General features: G+C 33.6%; 18 protein-coding genes. 8 read left to right on the top strand and 10 right to left on the bottom strand.

From position 1 onward, the window contains the following. Positions 1 to 21 precede the first annotated feature (21 nt). Together ACYX4H_RS07750 and ACYX4H_RS07745 are read left to right on the top strand one after the other, a co-directional pair. The gene (locus ACYX4H_RS07750; protein ID WP_476238642.1) at positions 22 to 846 is read left to right on the top strand and encodes a thymidylate synthase; all 825 of its coding nucleotides are present in this window, start codon (positions 22 to 24) and stop codon (positions 844 to 846) included. Between the two features lie 20 nt (positions 847 to 866). Further along, complete coding sequence (locus tag ACYX4H_RS07745; RefSeq protein ID WP_476238610.1) at positions 867 to 3,638, top strand: T9SS type A sorting domain-containing protein; 2,772 nt, start codon at positions 867 to 869, stop codon at positions 3,636 to 3,638. 96 nt (positions 3,639 to 3,734) lie between these two features. Here the strand turns inward: ACYX4H_RS07745 and ACYX4H_RS07740 are convergent, their stop codons facing one another. Next, positions 3,735 to 4,031, bottom strand: a complete 297-nt coding sequence (locus ACYX4H_RS07740; protein WP_475294627.1) for an isoamylase early set domain-containing protein — start codon at positions 4,029 to 4,031, stop codon at positions 3,735 to 3,737. A gap of 299 nt (positions 4,032 to 4,330) precedes the next feature. Between ACYX4H_RS07740 and ACYX4H_RS07735 the strand changes: the two genes are divergently transcribed. From ACYX4H_RS07735 to lspA, 4 genes are all read left to right on the top strand, one after another. Next, positions 4,331 to 5,242, top strand: coding sequence for a dihydrofolate reductase (locus ACYX4H_RS07735; protein WP_476238609.1), 912 nt, complete (start codon positions 4,331 to 4,333; stop codon positions 5,240 to 5,242). Between the two features lie 3 nt (positions 5,243 to 5,245). Beyond that, the gene (locus ACYX4H_RS07730; protein WP_476238608.1) at positions 5,246 to 6,538 is read left to right on the top strand and encodes a Kelch repeat-containing protein; all 1,293 of its coding nucleotides are present in this window, start codon (positions 5,246 to 5,248) and stop codon (positions 6,536 to 6,538) included. 74 nt (positions 6,539 to 6,612) lie between these two features. After that, positions 6,613 to 7,506 (top strand): ACP S-malonyltransferase, encoded by an 894-nt coding sequence (gene fabD / locus ACYX4H_RS07725; RefSeq protein ID WP_476238606.1) that lies wholly within the window; start codon positions 6,613 to 6,615, stop codon positions 7,504 to 7,506. Continuing rightward, on the top strand, positions 7,507 to 8,016 hold the full coding sequence (gene lspA / locus ACYX4H_RS07720; RefSeq protein ID WP_475294631.1) for a signal peptidase II: 510 nt from the start codon (positions 7,507 to 7,509) through the stop codon (positions 8,014 to 8,016). It begins immediately after the preceding gene. A gap of 39 nt (positions 8,017 to 8,055) precedes the next feature. Here lspA and galE read toward each other — a convergent pair whose 3' ends face one another. Beyond that, a complete protein-coding gene (gene galE, locus ACYX4H_RS07715; protein ID WP_476238605.1) occupies positions 8,056 to 9,078 on the bottom strand; it encodes a UDP-glucose 4-epimerase GalE in 1,023 nt (340 codons plus the stop codon). Continuing rightward, entirely contained in the window at positions 9,071 to 10,228 is a 1,158-nt protein-coding gene (locus ACYX4H_RS07710; protein ID WP_476238604.1) for a DegT/DnrJ/EryC1/StrS family aminotransferase, read from the bottom strand. The genes galE and ACYX4H_RS07710 overlap by 8 nt, the downstream gene beginning before the upstream one ends. Before the next feature lie 70 nt (positions 10,229 to 10,298). Here ACYX4H_RS07710 and ACYX4H_RS07705 point away from each other — a divergent pair, with 70 nt between their 5' ends. Both ACYX4H_RS07705 and ACYX4H_RS07700 read left to right on the top strand, forming a co-directional pair. Then, the gene (locus ACYX4H_RS07705) at positions 10,299 to 11,579 is read left to right on the top strand and encodes a 3-deoxy-D-manno-octulosonic acid transferase (protein WP_476238602.1); all 1,281 of its coding nucleotides are present in this window, start codon (positions 10,299 to 10,301) and stop codon (positions 11,577 to 11,579) included. Between the two features lie 55 nt (positions 11,580 to 11,634). Next, positions 11,635 to 11,967, top strand: a complete 333-nt coding sequence (locus ACYX4H_RS07700; RefSeq protein WP_475294635.1) for a hypothetical protein — start codon at positions 11,635 to 11,637, stop codon at positions 11,965 to 11,967. A 147-nt stretch (positions 11,968 to 12,114) separates the two neighbouring features. Here the strand turns inward: ACYX4H_RS07700 and ACYX4H_RS07695 are convergent, their stop codons facing one another. The 7 genes from ACYX4H_RS07695 to ACYX4H_RS07665 form a co-directional block, all read right to left on the bottom strand. Continuing rightward, complete coding sequence (locus ACYX4H_RS07695) at positions 12,115 to 13,491, bottom strand: FG-GAP repeat domain-containing protein (protein ID WP_476238600.1); 1,377 nt, start codon at positions 13,489 to 13,491, stop codon at positions 12,115 to 12,117. Positions 13,492 to 13,725: 234 nt separating this feature from the next. Continuing rightward, a complete protein-coding gene (locus ACYX4H_RS07690; protein ID WP_476238599.1) occupies positions 13,726 to 14,070 on the bottom strand; it encodes an L-rhamnose mutarotase in 345 nt (114 codons plus the stop codon). Between the two features lie 3 nt (positions 14,071 to 14,073). Then, positions 14,074 to 15,399: an L-fucose:H+ symporter permease gene (gene fucP, locus ACYX4H_RS07685; RefSeq protein WP_476238597.1), complete on the bottom strand. Its 1,326-nt coding sequence runs from the start codon at positions 15,397 to 15,399 to the stop codon at positions 14,074 to 14,076. A gap of 93 nt (positions 15,400 to 15,492) precedes the next feature. Then, a complete protein-coding gene (locus ACYX4H_RS07680) occupies positions 15,493 to 16,284 on the bottom strand; it encodes an SDR family oxidoreductase (RefSeq protein WP_476238596.1) in 792 nt (263 codons plus the stop codon). Positions 16,285 to 16,287: 3 nt separating this feature from the next. After that, on the bottom strand, positions 16,288 to 17,115 hold the full coding sequence (locus tag ACYX4H_RS07675; protein WP_476238595.1) for an amidohydrolase family protein: 828 nt from the start codon (positions 17,113 to 17,115) through the stop codon (positions 16,288 to 16,290). Between the two features lie 3 nt (positions 17,116 to 17,118). Further along, positions 17,119 to 18,555, bottom strand: a complete 1,437-nt coding sequence (locus tag ACYX4H_RS07670; RefSeq protein ID WP_476238594.1) for a tagaturonate reductase — start codon at positions 18,553 to 18,555, stop codon at positions 17,119 to 17,121. A gap of 61 nt (positions 18,556 to 18,616) precedes the next feature. Further along, entirely contained in the window at positions 18,617 to 20,269 is a 1,653-nt protein-coding gene (locus ACYX4H_RS07665; protein ID WP_476238593.1) for a UxaA family hydrolase, read from the bottom strand. Positions 20,270 to 20,280 lie beyond the last annotated feature (11 nt).

Genomic DNA, 20,280 nt, shown 5'->3' with positions numbered 1-20,280 from the left:
TTGGGGAAGACGGAAGAAGGGATGAAGCAATATCACGACTTAGTTAAGCACGTTTTAGAACACGGAAATGAAAAAGGAGATCGCACAGGCACTGGCACTAAAAGTGTTTTTGGCTATCAAATGCGGTTTGATTTAAGTGAAGGTTTCCCTATGGTTACTACTAAAAAACTACATTTAAAATCTATAATTTATGAATTACTTTGGTTTTTAAAAGGTGATACTAACATTAAATATTTAACAGATAACGGTGTTAGAATTTGGAATGAATGGGCTGATGAAAATGGCGATTTAGGACCTGTATACGGCCACCAATGGCGCAATTGGAATAATGATGAAATAGACCAAATTAAAGACGTTATTGAAACACTAAAAAATAACCCTAACAGCAGAAGAATGTTAGTTTCTGCTTGGAATCCATCGGTGTTACCTGATACTTCAAAATCTTTTTCTGATAATGTGGCCAACGGCAAAGCAGCCTTACCACCATGCCATGCTTTTTTTCAGTTTTATGTAGCCAATGGCAAATTATCATGTCAACTTTACCAACGAAGTGCCGATATTTTCTTGGGAGTTCCGTTCAACATAGCATCTTACGCTTTATTTACTATGATGATGGCACAGGTTTGCGGCTACCAACCGGGTGATTTTATACACACTTTTGGCGATGCGCATATTTACAGCAACCACATGGAGCAATTAGAACTTCAATTATCAAGAGACCCAAAACCACTGCCTAAAATGGTTTTAAATCCAGATATTAAAGATATATTCAATTTTAAATTTGAAGATTTTACGCTATTAAATTATGATCCGCATCCGCATATAAAAGGTACCGTGGCTGTGTAAACCAAAACCCTGTTTTTATTATGAAAAAAAAATTATTTTTAGCTTCTTTAGCGCTTTTTGCAATTATTGCTTTTTGTATTGTTAGCATTCCTAAAAATGATTCTAACAAAACGGCAAAAGTTGAAAGAAAGAATATCAATCCCACTAAAAAAGGAAAGAAAAAAACACCCGAAGAGCGTGCCTTATATAATGAAGCCAGAAGTTTATACGAATACTACAGACAGGTAAACCCTAATACAGGCGTAATATCAAAAAATGATAAAAAGCGTGAATTTAAACAAGCTAAAAGTGCTAAACTTAGAGTAAAAACTAATTTAACAGCTAAAGTTCCGCAAGCAGCATATATAAGTCGTGGCCCTAGCAATATGGGTGGCCGAACAAGAGCTTTGGTGGTTGACAGAAGTGATAACACTGGCAATACCATAATTGCTGGTGGTGTTAGCGGTGGTGTTTTTAGAACCACAGATGGTGGTACCAACTGGACTAAAGTTTCATCAAATGATGAAATACATAACGTAACGGCTATTGTGCAAGACCCTAGAGCTGGTTTTGAAAACACATGGTATTACGCTACTGGTGAAGGCATAGGTAATTCTGCAAGCTCAAGCTCGCAAAAAACATCTGGAGCCTATTTTTTTGGCCAAGGTATTTGGCAATCTACCAATGGTGGTATCTCTTGGACGCAATTACCTTCAACCAATAGTGATTTTGAAAGTTTCGACTCTGTTTTTGATGTTACTTACAATTTGGCTGTCCACCCATTAACAGGCGATTTATACGCTGCAACTATTGGAAGGATTAATAGATTTGACGGAATTAACTGGAATACTGAAATTAATGGAAGCCCAAGCATTCCAGTACAAGCCACTGATATTGTTATAACCTCATCCGGAAGATGCTACGCAGCATTTTCGGGTGTACATGATTCCGCTACTGCAGGTATTTGGACGTCAACTACAGGTATTGGCTCATGGGGAAGAATTAATGATGATGGTATTGTTAATAACTTTACACCAGCAGGAAGAGTTGTTTTAGCCTTAGCGCCTTCAAACGAAAATAAATTATATGCTTTGTTTGTAAACGGGAATAGTATTGATTGTGATGATGCTACACCATTACAAGAAGCCGATTTATGGATGTGGAACCAAAGTACTACAAGTTGGACTGATTATTCTGATAAATTACCTGATGAAGCAGGATGTTCTGAAGGAAATGACCCTTTTGCTGCTCAAGGCGGGTATGATTTAGTTGTAAACGTTAAGCCTGATGATGAAAATTTTGTGGTTATTGGCGGTACTAATGCATATAAAATTGAAAACATAACTACAGATGCCATGTTTTCTAGAATTGGAGGTTATGCTAGCTCTGGTGGCTACGGAACGTACCTAAATCATCACCCAGATATTCACGCTTTAGTTTTTAATCCGTTTAACAATAACGTGTTATTTTCTGGAACCGATGGTGGTGTTCATGTTACAAATGATATTACTGCAAGCACCATTGCTTGGATAAGTTTAAACAACAATTACCAAACATTTCAGTTTTATCATGTAAATATTGACCCTGAAAATGGTTCTGATTTCGTAATTGGTGGCGCTCAAGATAATGGTTGTGTACTTGGTGGTGAATCTATAGGGCTTCCAAGTTTAACTGAGCAGTTTAATGTTGCCAGTGGTGATGGTGCATCTACAGCCATAACAAGAGACGTAAATTGTAATGGTGGTCTAGGTTTCTTTATTAGTCTTCAAAACGGTACAACATATCGTAATTGTGGCTCATACATTGAGATAACACCGGAGTCTGCCCCTGGAACACCTTATGACAGCCAATTTATTACTTATTTCTATTTAGATCCTGACAATACTAATGCCTTATATTTTGCATCATTAGATAAATTATTAAGAACTACTGATGCCACAAATGTAACCCAAGATGGTTGGACAGATTTAGGTAATACAACTGCAGCTTTTGGACACGATGACCAGTTTGAAATTTTCTCAACCACACGTGGTACTTACAACCCAGCCTCAAGTTATTTACTAATGGGTGGCGATAGTGGGCATATTTACAGATTGAATGATCCGCAAAATGCTACAAATATATCTTCAGCAGTAAATATTACGCCACCAACAGCTAGCACTACATTTCCATCAATAGTTTCTGGTTTAGCCATTCACCCAACTAATAATGATATTGTGTTAGCAACCTACTCTAATTACGGAATTAACAGTATTTATTTAACAACAAATGCTACAGCTGCTACACCAACCTGGACACTAGTAGAACGTAATCTTTCATCACATTCAATACGTTCTGCTGCCATTACTGAAGTTGCAGGACAAACACTATATTTTGTTGGTACTGCCAGAGGTTTATATTCTAGCACAGACCCTACTAGTATTGATTGGGTTAGAGAATCTCAAAATCAAATTGGGTTTGCCGTTGTAAGTTCGTTATCTTATAGGCCTTCAGATAACCACTTATTAATAGGTACACACGGTAACGGTATGTATGAAGCTACAGTTAGCGATGTTCTTGGTATTGAAGATGTAAACGATGTAAGTACTGAAATTAAACTTTACCCAAACCCAGTAGTTAATCAAATTAATTTAGATTTACCCGTACTAAATGATAAATACAATTATAGTATTATTGATGTTTCTGGAAAAACCATTACAAACGGCACTACTAGCAGTAAACAAATTAATGTTTCAACACTAAGTAGCGGTATGTATTTTATCAAATTAAATTTTGATGGAAAAACAGGCGTAAAAAGATTCATTAAAAAATAAACAGAAACAGTTTAAATATATATTTTAAAAAAAGAATAGGTGCTTCAAAACGTATTGAAGCACCTATTCTTTTTAATACTTTTTATTATTAGTGTACTAAACTTTTACTACACTGTTTTCAGCATTAGCAAAATCGTTCCAAGCATAAGCATCGGCAGCAGCGTCATTTACATATTCGCCATCAATTAAATACTTAAACTCATACGAGTTATCTTTATCTAAATCTACAGTACCTTTAAACGTACCATTTTTTAATTTTTTTAAAGGCGCTTTTTTAGCGTTCCACTCATTAAAACTTCCTACTACAGAAACATTTTTTGCCTCTTCAGCTTCAATAGAAAAAGTAACTTTACATATTGGTTTACTTTTTAAATATTGTTTTTTAATAGCCATAATTTAAAATTTTTGCGTGTTGTATATTGAGCAAATTTATAAAACTAATTCCTACGCATCAGTAATTAAACCTTTAAACACTAAAGAATTATCAATTTATTAATATAGCTTAACAATATTTTAAACTAGTAAAAAATATAGTTAAAAAAATACAGTTTTTGCAACCTAAAAACGCATCTTTTCACCCTGATTTTCAGAATGTTCATTCACACAAAACTTTAAAACACTGAGTCAAATTATCTAAAATCCATAAAATAATCATTTAAAATAGTAACTTTACATTTCATTTTTTTAAATATATGTTCGGAAAAAAGAAAAACGTTCCTCAAATAGATAAAGAACAACTAGAATTAATACAAAATGCACAAAAACGCATCAAACAAAAAAAGCGTTTATATGCTCATTTTGTTGTGTTTTTAATAGGCGCCTTATTTTTAATATTAGCAAACACCGTTTTAGGTATTGGTAAGAATTTTAAAATTGCTGAAATTGAGTGGTTTGTTTTTGCCATTTTGTTGTGGCTATTTATACTATTATATCACGTTTTTAATGTTTTTGTAACTCATAAATTTATGGGTAAAGTTTGGGAACAAAAACAATTAGATAAGCTTGTTGCGCTTCAAAAAAATAGAATTGAAAAAATAAAATCTGAATTAAAAAAAGAAGCACCTCACATTGCCGAAAGTGAAGTTTACAATGAACAAATTAGCGGCAATAAAACACAAGAATTAACTATTATTGTTGCCGCTGCCCAAAATAATGCAATTGGCAAAGACAATAAACTTATTTGGCATTTAAGCGACGATTTAAAACGCTTTAAAACGTTAACCAATGGCCATCATATTATTATGGGGCGTAAAACTTTTGAAAGTTTCCCCAAACCATTACCAAACAGGACACACGTTGTAATTACTAGGCAACAAAACTACAAAGCACCCGCCGGTGTTATTACTGTAAATAGTTTAGATTCTGCTATTGAAGCGTGTAAAAATGATGCGCAACCTTTTATTATTGGCGGCGGACAAATTTATGAGCAAGCCATGAATATAGCTGATAAAATTGAACTTACAAGAGTTCATGAAACTTTTGAGGCCGATGCTTTTTTTCCTGAAATTGACACAAGTATTTGGAAAGAAACAAGTAACACGTTTCATAAGAAAGACAACAATCACAAACACGAATTTTCATTCATTACTTACATAAGAAAATAAATTATGAAACACGCCTTGTTTTGCAGCTTAACTGTTTTAATATTGTCTTGCTCTACTAATGCGCAAATAAAAGACCAATGGATTGATAAAAACGAAGCTGAAAATTACACAGCACGTCATGAATGTTCTTTTGTACAAGCAGGCGACCGATTTTATATGTTTGGCGGCAGGGAATCTGCACAAAAATTAGACATTTATAATTTTAAAAACAACACTTGGCAGGTAGCAAAAAACAAAGCACCCAAACAATTTAATCATTTTCAAGCTACTTTTCACAAAGGATTCATTTGGGTTATTGGAGCTTTTAAAACCAATAAATTTCCGCGTGAAATTCCTGAAGATAATGTTTGGCTATACCATCCACCAACAGACACCTGGATTCAAGGTCCTGAAATTCCTGAAAACAGAAGGCGTGGTGGTGCTGGCTTAGTCGTTTATAATAATAAGTTTTATCTGGTTGGCGGCAATACCATTGGGCATGATGGCGGTTTTGTTAATTGGTTTGATGAATATGATCCTGTAAAAAACACATGGACTGTTCTTGAAAATGCCTCACAAGCCAGAGACCATTTTAGTGCGGCCATTATACATAATAAGCTTTATGCTGTAGCAGGAAGACAATCTGGTGGAAAAGGTGGTGTTTTTGCGCCTTTAGTTTCCGTTGTTGATGTTTATGATTTTTCAACAAAAAAATGGTCGGTTTTAAAAAATAATATTCCTACGCCACGTGCTGCTCCAGGCGTTACTGTTTTAAATAACGAACTTTTTGTTATGGGCGGTGAAGGCGAAAAACATGGGCCAGCATATAACATAGTTGAAGCATACAACCCTAAAACTGAGCAATGGATAAATAAAGCTAACATGCATTATCCCAGACATGGCACACAAGCTATTTTATCTGGTAAAGGCATTTATATTGCAGCTGGATCACCAACAAGAGGCGGCGGAAGACAACATAATATGGAAGTGTATAACCAAGATGCTCCAGAAGGTTTCACATTAAAAACATCATATTTAAAAGCACCTAAAAAAGTACTTATTTCTAAAGGGGCAACTTCTTCTATTAAAATTAAAAATGAAGGTGGCAATACTGGCAGTTTTATTACAAACGTAAAATTAACCGATGCAAATAATGCTTTCAGTATTACTAATAATTTAAATTTCACGCTTGTTGATGCTAATTCTAGTTTTGAAATAAAGGTTAAAAATACTTCAAAATATAAAGGAGAAAAGGCTACTATTACTATTACATATAATGGTAATATAGAAGAAACCATAACCATTATTAGTAAGTAAAAATCAATACAAGGCTTATAGTTGCCTAAAAACTAATAATATTGCTATTTTTGCAGCACTAAAAAAAGAAACAAATGAACGCTTATATATTTCCGGGGCAAGGTGCCCAATTTACAGGTATGGGTTTAGATCTTTATGAAAACTCTGCCATTGCACAAGAATTATTTGAAAAAGCTAACGATATTTTAGGTTTTAACATTACAGATGTAATGTTTGAAGGCGCTGCTGATGATTTAAAACAAACAAAAGTTACGCAACCTGCAATATTTTTACACTCAGTTATTTTAGCTAAAACCCTAGGCAACAGCTTTAAACCTGATATGGTTGCGGGTCATTCGTTAGGTGAATTTTCAGCATTAGTTGCCAACGGTACATTAAATTTTGAAGACGGTTTAAAACTGGTTTCACAACGTGCTATGGCTATGCAAAAAGCCTGTGAAATTACACCAAGTACCATGGCTGCTGTTTTAGGTTTAGATGATGATATTGTTGAAAAAGTGTGTGCTACAACCAATGGTGTTGTGGTTGCTGCTAACTACAACTGCCCAGGTCAATTAGTTATTTCTGGTGAAGTTGAAGCTATAAACAAAGCGTGTGAAACTTTAAAAGAAGAAGGCGCTAGAAGAGCTTTAGTTCTGCCTGTAGGTGGTGCATTTCATTCACCTTTAATGGAACCTGCACGCGAAGAATTAGCAGCTGCTATAGAAAACACAACCTTTAGCAAACCTAATTGCCCTATATATCAAAATGTAACGGCTAATGCAGTTATTAATGCTTCAGAAATAAAAACAAACTTAATTTCTCAACTTACAGCACCAGTACGCTGGACACAATCTGTACAACAAATGATTGCTGATGGCGCTACACTTTTTACTGAAGTTGGCCCTGGTAAAGTTTTACAAGGTTTAGTTAAGAAAATTAACAGAACATCAGAAACTGTTTCTGCAACTTTTGAAGGCTCTTTGTAAATGAAAATTTCGCGTCGTTCTCTTTTCATAATAATAACCATTGTAGCCACTATTGCGCTTGATCAAATATCAAAAATTTGGGTGAGAGCTAATGTAGAACCCGGCAGTCAATCTTCAATAATTGGCAACTTTTTTTCATTACATAATGTAGAAAACACAGGTGCTTTTTTAGGCATGGGAAGCGATTTAAATGAACCAATGCGTATTATTTTACTTTTAGTTTTACCTGTTCTAGTTTTAGGTTTTGTATTACGCTATATTTTTAAAGATAAAAGTCTAGACAACTGGTCTTTATTTGCTTTTTCTAGTATTATTGGTGGCGGTATTGCTAATGTTTATGATAGATTTATGTATGGCAGCGTAACCGATTTTTGGTACATGAAACTTACTGACACTTTACGGACTGGTATTTTTAATCTTGCCGATGTTTCAGTAACCACAGGCATGATTATACTGGTGTTTGTAACACTTTTTAAAAAGAAACCTCAAAACATAAAAAAAACCGATTAATAATTTTAATCGGTTTTTTTGTTTAAATATTTGTGAGTTTTAATTTCCTCTTACTTTTTGTTCCCATTTCCAAGCTGAAAGCATTGCATCATCTAATGATAACTTAGTTTCCCAGCCCAATTCATCTTTAGCTTTATTGGTATCAGCATACGCCGAAATAATATCGCCTTCTCTTCTACCAACAATTTTATAATTTAATTTTTCTCCAGAAACACGTTCAAAAGCATTAACAACTTCTAAAACAGAGCTGCCTTTTCCTGTTCCTAAATTAAACGTTTCGTATGGTTCTTTGTTATTATTTTTAAGCAATCTTTCAAGTGCTACTACGTGCGCTTTAGCTAAATCTACCACATGAATATAGTCTCTTATGCAGGTGCCATCAGGAGTTGGGTAATCATCGCCAAAAACAGATAATTGTTCTCTAATACCAATAGCTGTTTGCGTAATAAAAGGCACTAAATTTTGTGGCACACCAATTGGCAACTCTCCAATTTCAGTAGATGCATGCGCCCCAACAGGATTAAAGTAACGTAAAGCAATGGCTTTTAAAGTTGGCACTACTTTACAGGTGTCTCTAATAATTTCTTCGCCTATTTGTTTTGTGTTTCCGTAAGGAGATTCTGCTTGTTTTACTGGTGCACTTTCAGTAATTGGCAACTCGTCTGCTTGCCCGTAAACGGTACATGATGAGCTAAAAATAAAGCTAGCTTCAGGTAATTTTTTTAATTCTTTTAGTAGGTAAACAAGTGTTCCAATATTATTTTCATAATATAACAACGGCTCGTTTACACTTTCGCCCACAGCTTTACTTGCCGCAAAATGAATAACGCCTTTAACGTCATTATGTTTTTTGAAAAACGCCTCAACATCGGTTTTTTCTTTTAAATCAATCTTTTCAAAAATTGGTGTTTTTCCAGTAATGGCAGTTATACCATCTAATACTTTTTCTGAAGAGTTTGATAAGTCATCAATAATAACAACTTCATAACCTGCTTCTTGTAATTCTACTACGGTGTGTGAGCCTATAAAGCCTAAACCTCCTGTAACTAGTATTTTATCCATTGACAAATTTTATAACGGTTGATGTAATATGTTCTATTTGCTCATCATCTAGCTCTGTATGCATTGGCAATGAAATAACCTCTTTAACTAGTTGATTTGTTACTGTAAAATTGGCCTCATTATATCGTGCATCTGCATAGGCCTTTTGCTTGTGTAATGGTATTGGGTAATAAACACCACATGGTATGCCATTTTCATTTAAATGCTCCACTAAAGCATCTCTTTTTCCGCCTTTAATTTTAAGTGTGTATTGGTGAAACACGTGGCAATCACAAGTATCGCATATATTTTCTCCACAACCACCTGTTATAGATGGTGTAATAATAGTGTCCACTCCTTTAAAAGCCTCATTATATTTTTTTGCAGCAGTTTGTCGTGCTTTATTATAGCCATCAAGCTTTGGTAATTTTGCATCTAAAACAGCTGCTTGAATGCTATCTAATCTTGAGTTTACGCCAACAACATCATGATGGTAACGCTCGTACATACCGTGATTAACTATGCCTCTAATGGTATGTGCTAAATCATCATCATTTGTAAAAATAGCACCGCCATCACCATAACATCCTAAGTTTTTTGAAGGAAAAAATGATGTTGCCCCAACATGACCAATGGTTCCTGCTTTTACCTTTGTACCGTTTTCATACGTGTAATTTGCACCAATAGCTTGTGCATTATCTTCAATAACAAACAAGTTATGTGCTTTTGCTATTTGCATAACAGCTTCCATATTAGCACATTGACCAAACAAATGTACTGGCACAATGGCTTTGGTTTTGGGTGTAATGGCTTTTTTTAGAGCTTCAATATTTATATTAAAATCATCTTCATTTACATCTACTAGAACGGGTGTTAAGTTTAAAAGCGCAATAACCTCTACGGTAGCAGCAAAAGTAAAATTAACCGTTATAACCTCATCACCTGGTTTTAAACCAAGCCCCATCATAGCAATTTGTAAAGCATCTGTACCATTTGCACATGGTATTACATGTTTTACACCAAGATAGTTTTCTAAATTTTTTTGAAATTCATGAACTTTTGGTCCGTTTATAAATGATGTGGTTTCAATAACTTGTTGTATAGAAGGGGTTACAACGTCTTTTATAGCGTTGTACTGACCTTTGAGGTCTACCATTTGAATCTTCTTCATCTGAAAAAATTAGAACTCTTTTATTGAGTTTTTACACTACGAAATTACAAAAAATCGTGTAGGTAAACCAATGAAATTACGTAAAGAAATGTATTTTAGCAACAAACAAATAATATTGAGTTTTCTTTACAACATTGGTATCAATTTAGCTGGTTTTGGGTTAAAATGTTTAGCGCCTTTTAATGATAAAATTAAGCGTGGTGTATATGGCCGAAAACAAACCTTTAATTTGCTTAAAACACATTTAAGACCTGGAGATAAAACACTTTGGTTTCACTGCGCCTCTTTAGGCGAATATGAACAAGGACTTCCTGTTTTTAAAGAACTTAGAAAACATTATAATAACCATAAAATTGTACTAAGTTTTTTTTCTCCTTCAGGTTACGATATTAGAAAAAACACCCCAATTGCAGATATTGTTGTGTATTTACCTTTAGATACGCTTAAAAATGCAACTAAATTTATTAATGTTGTAAAACCTGAATTAACCATTTTTGTAAAGTATGATATTTGGCCTAATATTTTAAACACCTTAAAAGAAAAGCAATTAAAGGCCATTTTAATATCGGCTAATTTTAGGGCTAATCAATCTTATTTTAAATTTTATGGCAAAAAATTAAAAAATGCGCTTTTTGCTTTTGACCATATATTTACACAAAACGAAACTTCAAAAAAACTATTAAACTCTATAAACTACAAAAATGCTACTGTTACCGGCGATACGCGTTTTGATAGGGTTTACAGCCAATTACAGCAAAACAATACACTCAATTTTATTGAAACTTTTAAAAACAATCAATTATGTGTGGTTGCCGGTAGTACTTGGCCTGAAGACGAAACCCTATTAATTGATTTTATAAACAACACCAAGTATAAAAACGTTAAATTTATAATTGCACCACACAATATAAAACTCAACCAAATAAACAACCTAAAGACGCAATTACAAACCAAAACTGTTTTATTTACTGAAAAAGATAATAGTAATTTACAAAATGCCCAAGTGTTTATTGTAAACACCATAGGTATACTAAGCAAAATTTACAATTATGCAAATATTGCCTATGTTGGTGGTGCAATGGGTAATACAGGCTTACACAATACATTAGAACCCGCCGTTTTTGGTGTACCCATTATTATTGGGAAAAATTATGATAAATTTCCTGAAGCAAAGGCAATGATTACCTTTGGTGGTATGTTCTCTGTAGCTAATAAGCAAGAATTATTTTCTAATTTAAACAAGCTAATCACTAATAGTGACTTTTGTGAAAAAGCAGGGTCTAAAAATTTAGATTATATAAAAAATAATAAAGGAGCGGTAATCCAAATTCTTAATTATTTACGTATATAGTTAAATAAATTTTTATATTTATCACAAATCTTAATTAACACTAAAACGAAAAATCATGAAAAAACTAATTTTAAGCACAGCTTTAGTATTGGCTTTAGGTGTAACTTTTACTTCTTGTAGAGAGACAAAAAAAGCAGGTAATGCAATTGAAGAAGCTGCTGGTAATGCTGCTGATGCTGCTAAAGAAACTGCAAATGATGCTGCAAACGCTGCCGGTGAAGCTGCAGATTCTGTAAAAGAAGCTGCTGAAGACGCTGTTGATGCTGCAGGTGATGCTGCTAATGCCGCTGGAGAAGCTGTAAACGATGCTGCTGATGCTGCTGGTGAAGCTGTAGATAATGCTGCAAATGCAACTAAAGATAAAATTAAAGAAGTTACAGGTCACTAATTACAATTAACCTTTAACTAAAACATAAAGCAGCCAAAAGGCTGCTTTTTTTTTGTTATTACAAAACAATATAATTTCACCAATTCGATTTACAACTAAATTATCATTCAAAAATTTGATTATAAGGTTTTATAAAAAACTTAAACTTTATTTATTGGTTGTATTTTTTAAAATTGTAATGGCTCCTCCCGTTTCAATCCATTGCTTATTTATTTCAGACTTCACATTATTTGAGAATATACTAGAATTACTTCCTAATAGAATATCTAAGTCACCATCAGCATCAACATCTTTTGCTTTAATTAACATAAAACAATTATTTTTTGTTTTTAATGGAGCATATACCTTAAACTTCCATGGATTAGCGGCATTACTTATATTTTCAAAATATAAAAAAGCTTCGTTATCTTTATTTTCCAGTGAAGCATAATAACTTATGGACGCTATATCAATATCACCATCATTATCAAAATCGGCACAGGTAGTGCCATAAGCTCCTTTTTGTTTAAAAAACCAAACTTGTTCAAAATTATTATTTCCTTTGTTTTTAAAAATTCGAATTCCTTGAAATGGTTTTAATGGACTTGTAAAATCGTCATTATCGCCACTTGAACAAACAACATCGTCATCACCATCGTTATCAAAATCTAATAATTCAAAATGTGTAGTTCCGTAGTATGGTGGTAAACTTATAATTTGTTGCTTTTCAAACTTTAAATTGCCTTTGTTAACGAAAAGATATATGCCTTCATTTTCTTGAGCTATTAGTACGTAAAAATCTTTCAACCCATCATTATTAACATCTCTTAAAATAATATTAATCGCCCCGGGTTTATTATAAATATTAGTTTTAACAAATTTACCCTTGTTTGAATATATATTAATACCGCCTAAATATTTGCCAAATTCGGTTATTAATATATCCATAGATTTATCGTTATCAAAATCCTCTATTTTAAAATCTACAGGCCGTTGTAGTTTGTTTAAAAAAGGTTTTATTGTATTATTGAGTGCAGATAGGCTACCAGTTGGTTCATCTACATTATACATGCGCCCCATGCTTAACAATAGTTCTGTGCCAGCGTTTTTTTCAACATCAACTAACGGAAAATTTAATTTATAATTTTTTAAAATTTTTCCGGTTAGATCTATATTAGTGTAATAAGACTGCTCATTTTGCGAGTTATAACCAAGCTTAAAAGTATTACTTTCAAAATCAAGAAAGGTAAGACCTTCACCTGGAGTTTTCCATGGTAACACCTCTTTTTTGAAGAGTTTTAGTTGCTTATTAAATTTTGGCTGTAAAGTATCTGATAGGTGTATGGGTGCGTTTTGTTTATAATAGTTTAATATAGCTTGCCATTCATCTTGTGTTATTAATGGTTTTTCTGGAAAAAGGCCTGATTTTGATAGTCTTTGATATGCTACTTCATTATTAAAATCACTTAATACTTTTCCTTTAGGCCTTATTCCTAAATGAAACCCCATTATAGGAAGAACTTCATCCCAATATGTTTTTGGCATTACCTGAGGTTGGGGAAACTCATGGCATCTAGAACAATGTATCTTTGAAATTTGTTTCCCTATTACTAACTGTTCTTGTTTTAAAGTCTCAACTTGTTTTTGATTATTTTCAGACTTACAGCTAAACAATAAAAACAAACAAACAACTAATAATGTGAAATAATTTTTCAAAGAAAAAATGATTAAAAAAAGCACTTATTAAAAATAAATGCTTTTCAGATTATAAATTATATTTTAAACTAATTGAAATACTTTTTCAAGTTCAATCCATTTTTCGCCTGGTTTAGCCCAAGGTAATTCTTGTTGGTAATTCCACATAAGTTTTTCCCATTCTTGCACTTTTGGGTTATTGGAATCCATTTCGGCCTTTTTTACGGGGTCAAACGTTTCATTAACCTCCATAATCATAAACATGCGGTTACCTGTTAAGTATATTTGCATATCAACAATACCAGCATCTTTAATACTTTTAGTTATTTCGGGCCACGCATTACCTGCTGCATGGTATTCTTTATACTCTTCAATTAGTTTTGGGTTATCTTTTAAATCGCAAGAATAACAATATCTTTTTGTGCTCATTTTTTAGTTTTTTAAATTTCTTTTGTAACTAGCGTAACCGTATAATGCAACTACAGCTAAACATATTAGAGGTAAAATAAACGAAAAGTTAACCTCTGGTATAAAACCTAATACTTGTACATCGGCAAAACCATCGCCACCCCAATCTAAAATAGCACCTTGCGCCACTGGCATTAAAGCGCCACCAACAATGGCCATAACTAATCCTGCTGAACCAATTTTAGCTTCGTCACCCATATCTTTTAAGGCAATACCATAAATAGTTGGGAACATAATAGACATAAATACTGAAATACCAACTAACGATAATAAACCTGCTATACCTGGTAATAAAATGGCACCTGCACACATTACAACACCACCAATACCAAATAACATTAATAATCTTGATGGGTTTATTTTTTTCATTAAAGCTGTACCAATCCAACGGCCACATAAAAATGAAATCATTGCAGCAATGTTAAAGTATGTTGCCGTATACTCAGTACCGTTGGTAATATTTAAATTATCTACATACTGAAAAATATAGGTCCAACACATAATTTGAGCACCCACGTAAAATGCCTGACTTAAAACACCTTGTATGTAATTTTTGTTAGCAAATAATTTTTTGAAAGATTCTGATAATGACATTTTATCATCATCAGCTGTTTTAGGCATTTTTGTAGCAATAATAATTCCCATAATAACCAATACTAAAACACCTAAAGCAATATATGGCACACTAATAACGCCCAAATCATTTTCTCTAATAACAGCTATTTCTTCCGAAGATAAAGCGTTATAAGCCTCTGCTGTATAATCATCTGAACGTAAAGCGCCAATTACAAAAACTTGAGCAATTATCATTCCTGTTAACGAACCTATAGGGTTAAAAGCTTGTGCTAAATTTAAACGTTGTGTAGCTGTTTCTTTATCGCCTAATGCTAAAATTAATGGATTTGATGTGGTTTCTAAAAAAGCTAAACCACATGTAATAACCCATAATGAAATTAAAAAGTAATTAAACTCTTCATTTGCTGCTGCCGGATAAAATAAAAATGCACCAATGGCATATAAACATAACCCTAAAATGATTCCAGATTTGTAACTGTATTTTCTAATAAAAAGTGCTGCAGGCAATGCCATAAAAAAGTACCCAAAATAAAATGCAAATTGCACCAATGATGCTTGTACGTTTGATAATTCTGGCATTACTTTTTTAAATGCCGAAACCATTGGGTTTGTTAAATCGTTGGCAATTCCCCAAAGGGCAAATAATGATGTTATAATTATAAAAGGAAATAACAACTCCTTTTTAACAACTGGTATTTTTTTTAGTTTATCCATTTTTAGTTTAATTAGTTAGAATTACTTATTGCAAAATAAAGAAGCCAAAAGATATATTTTGGCTTCTTTGTCTTTTAATTGACAACAAATGTTTTATTCGGTTAATAAAGATCTGTCTAAATGCACATAGCCACCATCTACAGTAATGAACTGCCCTGTGGTGTGAGATGACTTTTCTGAAATGGCAAACAAACATTGGTCTGCTATTTCTTGTGGTGTTGTCATCCTGTTTTCTAAAGGAATTTTTTTAACAATAGATTTTAGTTTTTCTTCACCATTTTCTAAAGTTTTAATCCAATTATCATAAGCTGGCGTCCAGCTTTCGGCAATAATTATGGCGTTAGAACGTATGCCTTCTTTAATTAAATCTACCGCCCATTCTCTTGTTAAACCTAATACACCACCTTTTGATGCTGCATAACCCGATGTACCGCCTTGGCCAGTTAACGCTACTTTTGAGCCTACGTTTAAAATATTCCCTTTTACCTTTTTAATCATTGGTAAACAGAATTTAGTCATGGCAAAAAAGCTAACCATATTTAGCTTTAACGAATACATAAAATCATCCATTGAAGCATCTAAGCCTGCACCATCATTAACACCAACATTATTAATTAGTGCATCTACTCTACCGTATTTTTCTTCAATTTTTTTAGCTGCCGCTTCAATTTGTGTATAATCAGATAAATCTGTTTTTATAAAAATACTATCAATGCCTTTAGTTTGTAATGCTTCGGCGTAGCCAAAACCTCTATCGTTTCTATCAACAATAACAGGTGTTGCGCCTTCATTAGCTAATGCTTGAACAATAGTTTCGCCAATGCTCCCTTTAATACCAGCTGCTCCTGTTACAACAACAACTTTATCTTTTAATCCTAAATCCATATTCTATAAGTTATAAAATTTTATAGCGTTTTGCCCCATGATTTTTGCTTGCTCATTGGCTGTTAAGTTTTCTATAAAATTTGTAATTAATGCTTTTACTTGTTTATAATTTCCGGCTACTAAACACACTGGCCAATCTGAACCAAACATAATTCTGTCTGCCCCAAAGGCTTCAAAAACCAGATTTAAATAGGGTTTAATTTGCTGTGGAGTCCAAGAGTTAAAATCGGCTTCAGTAATAATACCAGATACTTTACAGTATACGTTATCATGCTTTCCTATTTCTTTCATTAAAGTTGCCCAACCGTTGTAAAACCCATCTTTTATGTACGGTTTTGCTATATGATCTATTACAAAACGCATGTTTGGGAAACGTTTAACAAACTCTAAAGCTGCACCTAATTGGTGTGGAAATATTAAAATATCGTACGTATAATTATGTTTTTCTAACGCCGAAATTCCTCTTAAAAAATTTGGGCGTAATAGAAAATTATGGTCTGCTTCACCTTGCACAACATGCCTAAAACCTTTTAAAACATTAGTGTTAGCGTAGGTTTCCAAAGTACTTTCAACAGTATCACTTCTTAAATCTACCCAACCAACAACCCCTTTAATAAAACTATTTTCTTTTGAAAGTTGTATTAAAAAATCGGTTTCCGCTAAAGTTTGATCTGCTTGAACAGCTACGCAACCATCAATACCGTTTTCAGTGTAAACTTGTTTTAAATCTGATGGTAAAAAATCACGACGAATCACTTTCATAGACTCATCAATCCATTCGTGCTTTTTAGGTTCGTAGTGCCAGAAATGTTGGTGCGAATCTATTACCATTGCTTACTTTACAAAATTTTCTAAAGTTATTTTCATTCCATTATTCACAATATTTTCAAGGTTTTTAGTTACGTTTTCTAAAAGCCCGTTGTACTGTGTTAAATCTTCTCCCCAGAAATTTGCATTTTCAAGTGTTGCCTTCGCAACAGCAGCTATATCTCCAGTTGCCCATTGATCTTTAAAGAAATCTAATGCTGATTGGTCATCTTTTAACGGAATATCTTCACCATTTCTATCGCCTTTATAAAATGCTATTAACGCCGCTAAAGAGAACAGTAAACGTTGTGGTAATGCATCTTTTCTTTTTATATATTCTAAAACAGATGGTAAAACTCTTGTTTTATATTTTGACGTAGAATTTAATGAAATACTTATTAAAGCATGCTCTAAATATGGGTTTCTAAACCTGTCAATAACATCATTAGCAAACTGATTTAGTTCTGCTTCAGGCAAATCTAAAGTCGGACAAATTTCTTCAAAAATGGCATCTTTTAAGAAACCACCAACAACGGTATCTTCTAAAGATTCGCGCACTTTATCAATACCATACAAATAACCAACAGGCACCAAACTGGTGTGCGCACCATTAAGAATACGCACTTTACGTGTTCTGTAAGGCTCCATATTATCTGTAAAAACAATATTTAAACCGCAGGCTTCAGCAGGAATTTCTTCTTTTACAGCTTCTGGTCCTTCAATTACCCATAAATGGAACTGTTCACCTTCAACTACTAAATTATCTTTATAGCCTAATTCTTCGGTAATTTTATCCATTTTATCACGCGGATACCCTGGCACAATTCTATCTACTAAAGTGTTGCAGAAAATATTGTCTTCGTTAATCCACTCTGTAAATTCAGCACCTAAATTCCAGTCATTTGCATATTGAAGTATGATGCGTTTTAGGTTATCGCCGTTTCTATCTATTAATTCACAAGGAATAATAATCATTCCTTTATCTGAAGCGCCGCCAAAGGTTTGAAAACGCTTGTATAAAAGTGCTGTTAATTTACCTGGAAAGCTTGATTGTGGCGCATCATCTAATTTATCATCAGCATTGTAAGCAATACCCGCTTCGGTAGTGTTTGAAATTACAAAGCGAAGTTCTGGATTTTCAGCTATTGCTAAATAATCGGCTGGATTTTCATACGGATTAATACCTCTTTGAATACAATCTACAATTTGATGTTCGCTAATAGCTTCACCGTTTTTAATACCGTTAAGGTAAAGTGTGTACAAACCATCTTGATCGTTTAGCATTTTAATCAATCCTTGGTCTATTGGTTGTACTGCCACAACGCCAGCATCAAAACTAGCATTTTTGTTCATTTCATGTATCATCCAATTGGCAAAAGCTCTTAAAAAGTTACCTTCTCCAAATTGAACTATTCTTTCTGTATATGTGTTTACAGATGCTGTATTTCTATTTAATGAATTCATTACTGTTAGCTTTTTGCTATTAGCCTTTAGCTTCTAGCTTTAAAAATTATTTTGTTGTTTATTATAATGAAACGCCTCTTTTCCAAGGAATAAAATCGTTATTTCCATGCAGTACCGCTTTTGATGGTACCTCGCCACTAGCTACTTTAATAACGTGATCTAGAATTTTTTCGCCCATAGATTCTATAGTATCTTCACCGGTAATTACGGTACCTGCGTTAATATCAATAATATCATTCATACGTTCATATAAATTAGTATTACTAGACATTTTTAAAACAGGTGCAACCGGGTTGCCTGTTGGTGTACCCAAACCTGTGGTAAACACCACCACGTTACAACCAGAACCAACTAAACCTGTGGTTGACTCTACATCATTACCTGGTGTGCACAATAAATTTAAACCTGGTTTTGTTACTTGTTCGGCATAATCTAAAACCTCAACCACGGGCGATGTACCGCCTTTTTTTGCTGCGCCTGCAGATTTCATAGCGTCTGTAATTAAGCCATCTTTTATGTTTCCTGGTGAAGGGTTGTTTTCAAAACCAGACCCTACAGCAACTGCTGCTGCTGAATAAGCTCTCATTAAACCTGAAAACTTTTTAGCATCTTCTTCAGTTTCGCATCTATTAATTAACTCTTGCTCTACACCATTTAGTTCGGGGAACTCTGCTAAAACAGGCGAACCACCTAAACCAACCAATAAATCTGAGGCATAACCAAGTGCAGGGTTTGCAGAAATGCCTGAGAAACCATCTGATCCGCCACACTCTAAACCTAAAACTAATTTACTTAACGGTGCTGGTTTTCGTTCTAATTTATTAGCTTCAACTAAACCTAAAAAGGTATGTTTTACAGCTTCTTCAATTAAAGCTCGCTCACTTGAGCTTTGTTGTTGCTCTAAATAATGAACTGGTTTTGTATTGTTTGGTGCAATAGCATCAATGGCATTTTGCAACATGCTTATTTGTGCATTTTGGCAACCTAAACTAAAAATAGTTGCACCTGCTACGTTAGGGTTTGAAATATATCCTGCTAATAATTGGCATAAAACCTCAGAATCTTGACGAATACCACCACAACCACCATCGTGTTTTAAAAACTTTATACCATCTACATTTGGAAACAATCTGTTTTTAGTCATTTCCTCTTTTGTAGTAATAATTGGTGTATTTAAAATGGCGTCGTTTGATGCTCCTGCTTTGTACTGCTCAATTAAAGCATCGGTATTTACGGCAAAATCTTTTTTTGTTTGATAGCCTAATTTTTCAGAAAGTGCACCTTCCAAAACGTCAACATTTCTGTTTTCACAGAACGTTAAAGGAATTACCAACCAATAATTGGCAGTGCCTACTTTACCGTCTTCTCTATGAAAGCCGTTAAAAGTTCTACCTTCAAATTTTGAAATATCTGGCGCAGACCAACTGTAAGCTTCTTTGGTGTCTTGAAACGCTGCCGAAGCATGCTTAACATTATCAATAGTTATAGCACAACCTGCTTTAATTGGCTGTGTTGCTTTACCAATTAAAACACCGTACATGTAAATTTGATCGCCTACTTCAAAATCGTTTAAAGTATATTTATGTTTTTGTTTAATATCTTCTTTTAAAACAACTGTTTTACCTGCTACTTGTGTTTTTAATCCTTTTTCTAAAGGTGTAATAGCTACAACAACGTTGTCTTTTGGATCTATTTGAACGTAACTTGCTGACATTTTTTCTTTTT

The sequence above is a fragment of the Seonamhaeicola sp. ABD4_340 genome, assembly GCF_056312135.1.
This window is presented reverse-complemented; position numbering and strand designations above follow the sequence as displayed.

Coding starts and splice junctions, on each gene's coding strand:
- ACYX4H_RS07750 (WP_476238642.1), top strand. CDS start 22: ATGAAGCAATATCACGACTTAGTTAAGCACGTTTTAGAACACGGAAAT.
- ACYX4H_RS07745 (WP_476238610.1), top strand. CDS start 867: ATGAAAAAAAAATTATTTTTAGCTTCTTTAGCGCTTTTTGCAATTATT.
- ACYX4H_RS07740 (WP_475294627.1), bottom strand. CDS start 4,031: ATGGCTATTAAAAAACAATATTTAAAAAGTAAACCAATATGTAAAGTT.
- ACYX4H_RS07735 (WP_476238609.1), top strand. CDS start 4,331: ATGTTCGGAAAAAAGAAAAACGTTCCTCAAATAGATAAAGAACAACTA.
- ACYX4H_RS07730 (WP_476238608.1), top strand. CDS start 5,246: ATGAAACACGCCTTGTTTTGCAGCTTAACTGTTTTAATATTGTCTTGC.
- fabD (WP_476238606.1), top strand. CDS start 6,613: ATGAACGCTTATATATTTCCGGGGCAAGGTGCCCAATTTACAGGTATG.
- lspA (WP_475294631.1), top strand. CDS start 7,507: ATGAAAATTTCGCGTCGTTCTCTTTTCATAATAATAACCATTGTAGCC.
- galE (WP_476238605.1), bottom strand. CDS start 9,078: ATGGATAAAATACTAGTTACAGGAGGTTTAGGCTTTATAGGCTCACAC.
- ACYX4H_RS07710 (WP_476238604.1), bottom strand. CDS start 10,228: ATGAAGAAGATTCAAATGGTAGACCTCAAAGGTCAGTACAACGCTATA.
- ACYX4H_RS07705 (WP_476238602.1), top strand. CDS start 10,299: ATGAAATTACGTAAAGAAATGTATTTTAGCAACAAACAAATAATATTG.
- ACYX4H_RS07700 (WP_475294635.1), top strand. CDS start 11,635: ATGAAAAAACTAATTTTAAGCACAGCTTTAGTATTGGCTTTAGGTGTA.
- ACYX4H_RS07695 (WP_476238600.1), bottom strand. CDS start 13,491: ATGCCAAAAACATATTGGGATGAAGTTCTTCCTATAATGGGGTTTCAT.
- ACYX4H_RS07690 (WP_476238599.1), bottom strand. CDS start 14,070: ATGAGCACAAAAAGATATTGTTATTCTTGCGATTTAAAAGATAACCCA.
- fucP (WP_476238597.1), bottom strand. CDS start 15,399: ATGGATAAACTAAAAAAAATACCAGTTGTTAAAAAGGAGTTGTTATTT.
- ACYX4H_RS07680 (WP_476238596.1), bottom strand. CDS start 16,284: ATGGATTTAGGATTAAAAGATAAAGTTGTTGTTGTAACAGGAGCAGCT.
- ACYX4H_RS07675 (WP_476238595.1), bottom strand. CDS start 17,115: ATGGTAATAGATTCGCACCAACATTTCTGGCACTACGAACCTAAAAAG.
- ACYX4H_RS07670 (WP_476238594.1), bottom strand. CDS start 18,555: ATGAATTCATTAAATAGAAATACAGCATCTGTAAACACATATACAGAA.
- ACYX4H_RS07665 (WP_476238593.1), bottom strand. CDS start 20,269: ATGTCAGCAAGTTACGTTCAAATAGATCCAAAAGACAACGTTGTTGTA.